Annotated in this window: 5 protein-coding genes; 1 reads left to right on the top strand and 4 read right to left on the bottom strand. The window is 67.5% G+C overall.

The features are described 5' to 3' along the window. Positions 1 to 156: 156 nt before the first annotated feature. Positions 157 to 1,584, top strand: coding sequence for a cytochrome P450 (locus AB0K12_RS48330; RefSeq protein WP_364576144.1), 1,428 nt, complete (start codon positions 157 to 159; stop codon positions 1,582 to 1,584). A 427-nt stretch (positions 1,585 to 2,011) separates the two neighbouring features. Here the strand turns inward: AB0K12_RS48330 and AB0K12_RS48325 are convergent, their stop codons facing one another. The 4 genes from AB0K12_RS48325 to lpdA form a co-directional block, all read right to left on the bottom strand. Continuing rightward, positions 2,012 to 2,332: a DUF6510 family protein gene (locus AB0K12_RS48325; RefSeq protein ID WP_364576140.1), complete on the bottom strand. Its 321-nt coding sequence runs from the start codon at positions 2,330 to 2,332 to the stop codon at positions 2,012 to 2,014. Further along, positions 2,329 to 3,054: an FAD-binding oxidoreductase gene (locus AB0K12_RS48320; RefSeq protein ID WP_364576142.1), complete on the bottom strand. Its 726-nt coding sequence runs from the start codon at positions 3,052 to 3,054 to the stop codon at positions 2,329 to 2,331. The genes AB0K12_RS48325 and AB0K12_RS48320 overlap by 4 nt, the downstream gene beginning before the upstream one ends. Positions 3,055 to 3,142: 88 nt before the next feature. Next, entirely contained in the window at positions 3,143 to 3,652 is a 510-nt protein-coding gene (locus AB0K12_RS48315; protein ID WP_364576138.1) for a molybdopterin-dependent oxidoreductase, read from the bottom strand. Between the two features lie 395 nt (positions 3,653 to 4,047). Next, positions 4,048 to 5,442, bottom strand: a complete 1,395-nt coding sequence (gene lpdA / locus AB0K12_RS48310) for a dihydrolipoyl dehydrogenase (protein ID WP_364576136.1) — start codon at positions 5,440 to 5,442, stop codon at positions 4,048 to 4,050. Between the last annotated feature and the right edge of the window lie 97 nt (positions 5,443 to 5,539).

The raw sequence follows: 5,539 nt of genomic DNA, 5'->3' as shown, positions 1-5,539 counted from the left end.
AGCGAGAAGGGCATCCGCTGGGGCGGCCGACCCCTCGCCCCAGCTGCCTGAAACCCTCACCCAACCCGGTGATCGTTTCCGGTCACAGCACTAGCTCCTATAAGTTTGGGAAACCGGGTTTGACCTTGACGCGACGTCAAGGTCTTAACTGTGGGCATGCGGATCGGAGAACTGGCCGCGCTGCTGGGGGTCTCGACCCGCACTGTGCGCTACTACCACCACCAGGGCGTTCTGCCTGAAGCGTCCCGCCGTGCCAACGGCTACTCCTCCGCCTGGTACGCCGCACGGGCCACCGATCCTGAGGTGGCGGCCCGCGGCCAGGACTTCTATCGCCGACCCGACGAACTGGCCGAGGCCAAGCCGGATGACTCCCGCTCATCGCCGGTGAAAGGTGCCCACATGACGACCACGACGCCGACCCTGCCGTTCGACCGGCCCGACCCCATGGAGCCACCTCCGGCCTACGCGCGGCTGCGCGCCAGGACGCCCGTCGCCCGGGTCCTCACCCCGGCCGGGCAACCTGCCTGGCTGGTCACCTCCTACGATGCCGTCACAGCGGTCCTGTCCGACCGCGGGTTCGGGCTGGCGCCACCCGGCACCGATTTCCCCGGCAACGACACGTTGTTCCAGGACGGCGAGGCCCACGCCCGGCTCCGTCGCCTGGTGTCGAAGACCTTCAGCCCTCGCAGTCTTGCCGCACTGCGCGGGCGCATCGAGCAGCTGACCGCCGGCTATGTGTCGGCGGTCGCCGGTGGCGGCCCGCCCGCCGACCTTGTCGCGGAACTCGCCACCCCGCTGTCGATCACGGTGATCAGCGAGCTGCTCGGCGTGAGGATCGACGAGCGCGAGCGATTCCGCGACCTGGCCGACGCCGCGAGCGCCGCGGATTTCGTCTTCGGCGCGGAAGAAGACATGGCCGCGGCCGCACAGGCGTGGGACGCGCTCGGCGGTTACGCCGCTGGACTGGTCGCAGCCAAACGCAAGGAACCCGGTGACGACCTGCTCAGCGGCCTGATCGCGGTACGCGACACCGACGACGGGCGGCTCAGCGACACCGAGCTCGTAGCCATGACCACCACGATCGTCTCCTCAGGCTATCTGTCGGCCAGGAACGCCATCTCCGTCGGCACGATCCGGCTCCTCACTGAAGGGCGACTCGCCACGCTGGCGACCGCCGGCTCTGACCAGGCCAACGCGACCGTGGCGGAAGTCCTGCGCATGCAGGCCGGACTGACCGGCGAACCGTTTCCCCGCTATGCCCAGCATGATCTCGAGCTGGCCGGCGTCCCGATCAGCGCCGGCGACCTGGTCCTCGTCCGGCTCGAAGCCGCCAACCGAGACCCCAGGCGCTTCCCCGAACCCGACCGGTTTCTGCCCGGACGAAAGTCCAGCCCGCCCTTGGTGTTCGGTCACGGGCTCCACTATTGCCTGGGCGCACCGTTGGCACGCCTGGAGGTCGGCACCACTCTCAGCGCACTCGCCCGTCAACTGCCTGACCTTCAGCTTCAGGACCCGGTCCACCACATCGAATGGACCCGCAACGCGGTCGACATCGGACCCGTAGCGCTCCGCGTCACCTGGTGAATCTGGCGACGAACCTACGCCTGGAAACAACCCGGCGTAGGCGATGGAGGACGAAGAAGCAGCCAGGCGCCGGATACCGTCGCTCCTTCGGCTTCTTCCCTTGTGTGCCGGTGATCTGCCGCGCTTGATGTCGCTGTTCCTGCCGTGCTTCTGTCCTGGTGGTTCGTACGGCGATGATCGGGAGGGTGATGACGCCGCGCGCGGTCAGCAGGAGCAGCCAGGCTCGGCGTTCGATGCCGGGGCGGCCTGCAGCGCCTCCTGGAGCAGGACTGCCCGGCCAGGTTCACGGTGCACGCCGCGGAAGCCGCGCTGCCGCTCGGCCAGATGGGCCAGAACCTGGCACGGTCCGGCATCGAGATCACTTGGCCCGGGCAGTGGGACCACGCCCTGACGTGCACACGCTGCGTTGGCCGCCCGGCGGTCACGGTCAGGCGGGGCCTGGAGCGGGCAGAAACAACCATGAGCTGGAGCCCGAGAGGTCCAGCCACGTGCCCTGTGGCGTCCTGGCCAGGCGGGCGACCATCGCCTCACACTGGCGACAGCGCAGCACAGTCCCCGGTCCGCCCATGTATGCCATCAGTTGCCCGAATGCTTGTGTGGCACCGCAGCTACCGCAGCGGACCGTGACGGTGGTCGGGTCGCCGGCGAGGATCCCGGCGAAGTCGCCGGCAGCGGCGTTGCCGTCCAGGACCGCGCCCGACTCGGCGCCGCCATCGGGCGTTGCCGGGGGCGAGAGATCTGAGGTCATCGGTCAGCTCCTGTTGGTCCGAATCGTTCCGTGCGTATGCGATCGTCGGGGTATCCCGCCTTGTGGAGCAGCCCTGCGGCGTGGTCGACGAAGCCGGAGGAGCCGCACACGTAGACCCGGGCCGCCAAGGGCTCCGGCCACGCGGAGGGAGGTCTGATGTCCTCGATCGCGAGGTGCGAGGCTGGACGGGGGTGCCCGTGGGGAACCTTGCGCGTGTAGACGAAGCGCACTTCGGCGGACCCTGGCGCGGACAGGTCGGCCGACATCTCTTCCAGCTCGGGCCCGTACATGAGGTCACGAGGGCCGCGAAGCGAATACACGAGCATCGTCGGCGTCGAATCCCTTGCTCGCTTCCGGGCTCGCAGCATGGTGACCAGCGGCACCACCCCTGATCCGCCGGCGATCAGGAGCACCGGGCCGTCCCCGATGGACGGGTCCCCCGGCTCCCAGACGAACCATCCGCCGATGGGCCCGCGCACGTCGAGCTCGTCACCGAGCTCCATGCTCTCCACCAGGTACGGCGAGACCTCGCCGTGAGGCAGGAGGTCGACGGTGATGGCGACGCGGTCGGCGGTGGCGGGCTCCGCCAGCGAGTAGCTCCGTTGGGCCGAGTAGCCGTCCGCGGCTGTGAGACGTATGTCCACGTGCTGACCGGGCAGATGTCCGGTCCAGCCGGGGACGTCCAGAGCGAGTGTCCGGGAATGCCAGGACTGCGGGTGCAGACCGACGAGCGTTGCCTTGCGCCAGGGATTCCTTGCCGGCGGAATCTCCTCCGGGGAGCCGTCGGCCCGGCCCCCGGTCGGCTTCGTGTCAGTCACCGGCGTAGCGCTCCTCGCGCCAGGGGTTGCCGTAGTGGTGATAGCCGAAGCCTTCCCAGAAGCCCGGCTCATCGGTGCGCTGCGTCGTGATGCCCTTCACCCACTTGGCGGACTTCCAGAAGTAGAGATGCGGCACCAGTAGCCTGGCCGGACCGCCGTGCTCGGCGTGCAGCGGCTCTCCCTCAAACTCGTACACGATCCAGGCCTTGCCCCCGAGAAGGTCCTCCAAGGGAAGGTTCGTGGTGTAGCCCCCGTACGAGTGCACCATCGCGTATTCGTCGCCGGTCTCGATCTCCTCGAAGAAGGTGTCGAGTGCCACGCCCCGCCAGTGGGTGCCGAGCTTCGTCCACCGGGTCACGCAGTGGATGTCGACGTCGATCTCCTCGGAGGGCAAGGCCATCATCTCGTTCCAGCTCCACCGCCTCGGCTTGCCGCTCTCCGGCGTGATGGTGAAGCTCCACACCTCCGTCGAGATCAGCTGCGTCGGCCCAGCCGTCAGCACGGGGAATCCGTGAGTCAGATGCTGACCGGGCGGCAGATCGACGGCACGCGGATCGTGACGGCCGAAGAAGCCACGGGAGATTGTCACCCTGTGCTCTCTTCCAGACTCAACGGTCTCTAGTGGTGGACGTCTCACGGTTGGGGCCGATGATGACAGCGACCCAACAATGGACGATTTAGTCCAACCTAAGGTCCCGCCGCAGCGGGTGTCAACGCGCGCGCAACCCGTCGCGCGCCCTTCCGAGAAGCACAAGGACGTAACCGCCTGGCTGCGGCCGACGCCCAGGCCGTCGATGTCGACCCGCGAGGGGACCTGGCTGATTGGACTACATAGACCGGTGGCCGGAGAAGGGGGCCGTCGATCGCGCACCGATGCGGGCGGTGGTGCGGGGACGGCTAGAGGTTGATCATGTGGCCGGCGATGCCTTCGACGGCCTCCTTCATCGCCTCCGACAGGGTCGGGTGAGCGAAGATGTTGCGGGCCACCTCGTCGGCCGTCAGGTCCCACTGCTGGGCCAGCGTCAACGCGGGTAGCAGCTCGGTGACCTCCGGGCCGATCATGTGCGCGCCGAGCAACTCGTTGTGTGCCGCGTCCGCGACGACCTTGACGAATCCGACGCCCTCCGCCATCCCGCGGGCCTTGCCGTTGGCGGAGAAGGGGAACTGCGCGACCTTGACGTCGTATCCCTTCTCCTTCGCTTGGGCCTCGGAGTATCCGAAGGAGGCGATCTGCGGCCGGCAGAACGTCGCCCGCGGGATCATGTCGAAGTCGATCTCCATGGTCTCCGCGCCGGCGATCGTCTCCGCGGCGACCACGCCCATCGCCTCGGCGGTGTGCGCGAGCATCAGCTTGCCGGTGCAGTCACCGATCGCATAGACGCCCTCGACATTGGTACGACCACGAGCATCGACCGCGATCGCACCCCGGTCGGTGAGCGCGACGCCGGCGGCTTCCAGGCCGAAGCCCTGCGTACGCGGCGCGAAACCGAAGGCTGCCAGGAACTTGTCAGCCTCGATCAGCCGCTCATCCCCGCCGGCGGACGGGGCCACCGTCACCCGTACGCCGGAGCCGGTGTCCTGGACGCCCTTGACCGCCGTGGACAGCAGCACCTTGACGCCCAGCTTCTTGTAGGCGCGGAGCAGTTCCTTGGACACATCGGCGTCCTCGGTCGGCACCATCCGGTCCAGGAACTCCACGATGGTGACGTCGACACCGAAGTTCTTGAGCACGTAGGCGAACTCCACCCCGATCGCGCCCGAACCACCGATGACGATCGACTTCGGCAGCTGATCGGTGAGGATCTGCTCCTCATAGGTGACCACGTTCTCGGAGAGCGTGACCCCCGGCACCAGCCGCACCGTGGCACCGACGGCGATGATCAAATTGTCGAAGGTGTAGGACGAGGTCTGAGAGTCGTTGACGACGTCGATCGACGTGGGCCCGGTGAGGGTGCCCCAGCCATTGATCTCAGTGATCTTGTTCTTCTTCATCAGGTAATGCACGCCCTTGGCGCTCGCTTCGGCGACGCCACGGCTGCGCTTGTGGGTGACGGCGAAGTCCATGCCGGCCTCACCCGTGATGCCGAAGATGTCCTTCTCCCGGGTGATGATGTGGGCGATCTCCGCGTTGCGCAGCAACGCCTTGGACGGGATGCAGCCGACATTGAGGCAGACACCGCCCCAGTACTTCTCCTCCACGACGGCGACCGACTTGCCGAGTTGCGCCGCGCGGATGGCGGCGACGTATCCGCCCGGGCCGGCACCGAGGACGAGGACATCGAAATGGGTCACGGGCTAGGTCGTGTTTCATAAGGCACTGAGCCACTGGTTGATCGCAGCGATGATGACGACGGCTTCGTAGCGTACGGCGAGCTTGTCGTAACGGGTC

This window comes from Nonomuraea sp. NPDC049419 (assembly GCF_040676995.1).
Classification (GTDB): Bacteria; Actinomycetota; Actinomycetes; order Streptosporangiales; family Streptosporangiaceae; genus Nonomuraea; species Nonomuraea salmonea.
The sequence above is the reverse complement of the archived record's forward strand: the minus strand, read 5'-3'. Positions and strand labels throughout refer to the sequence as shown.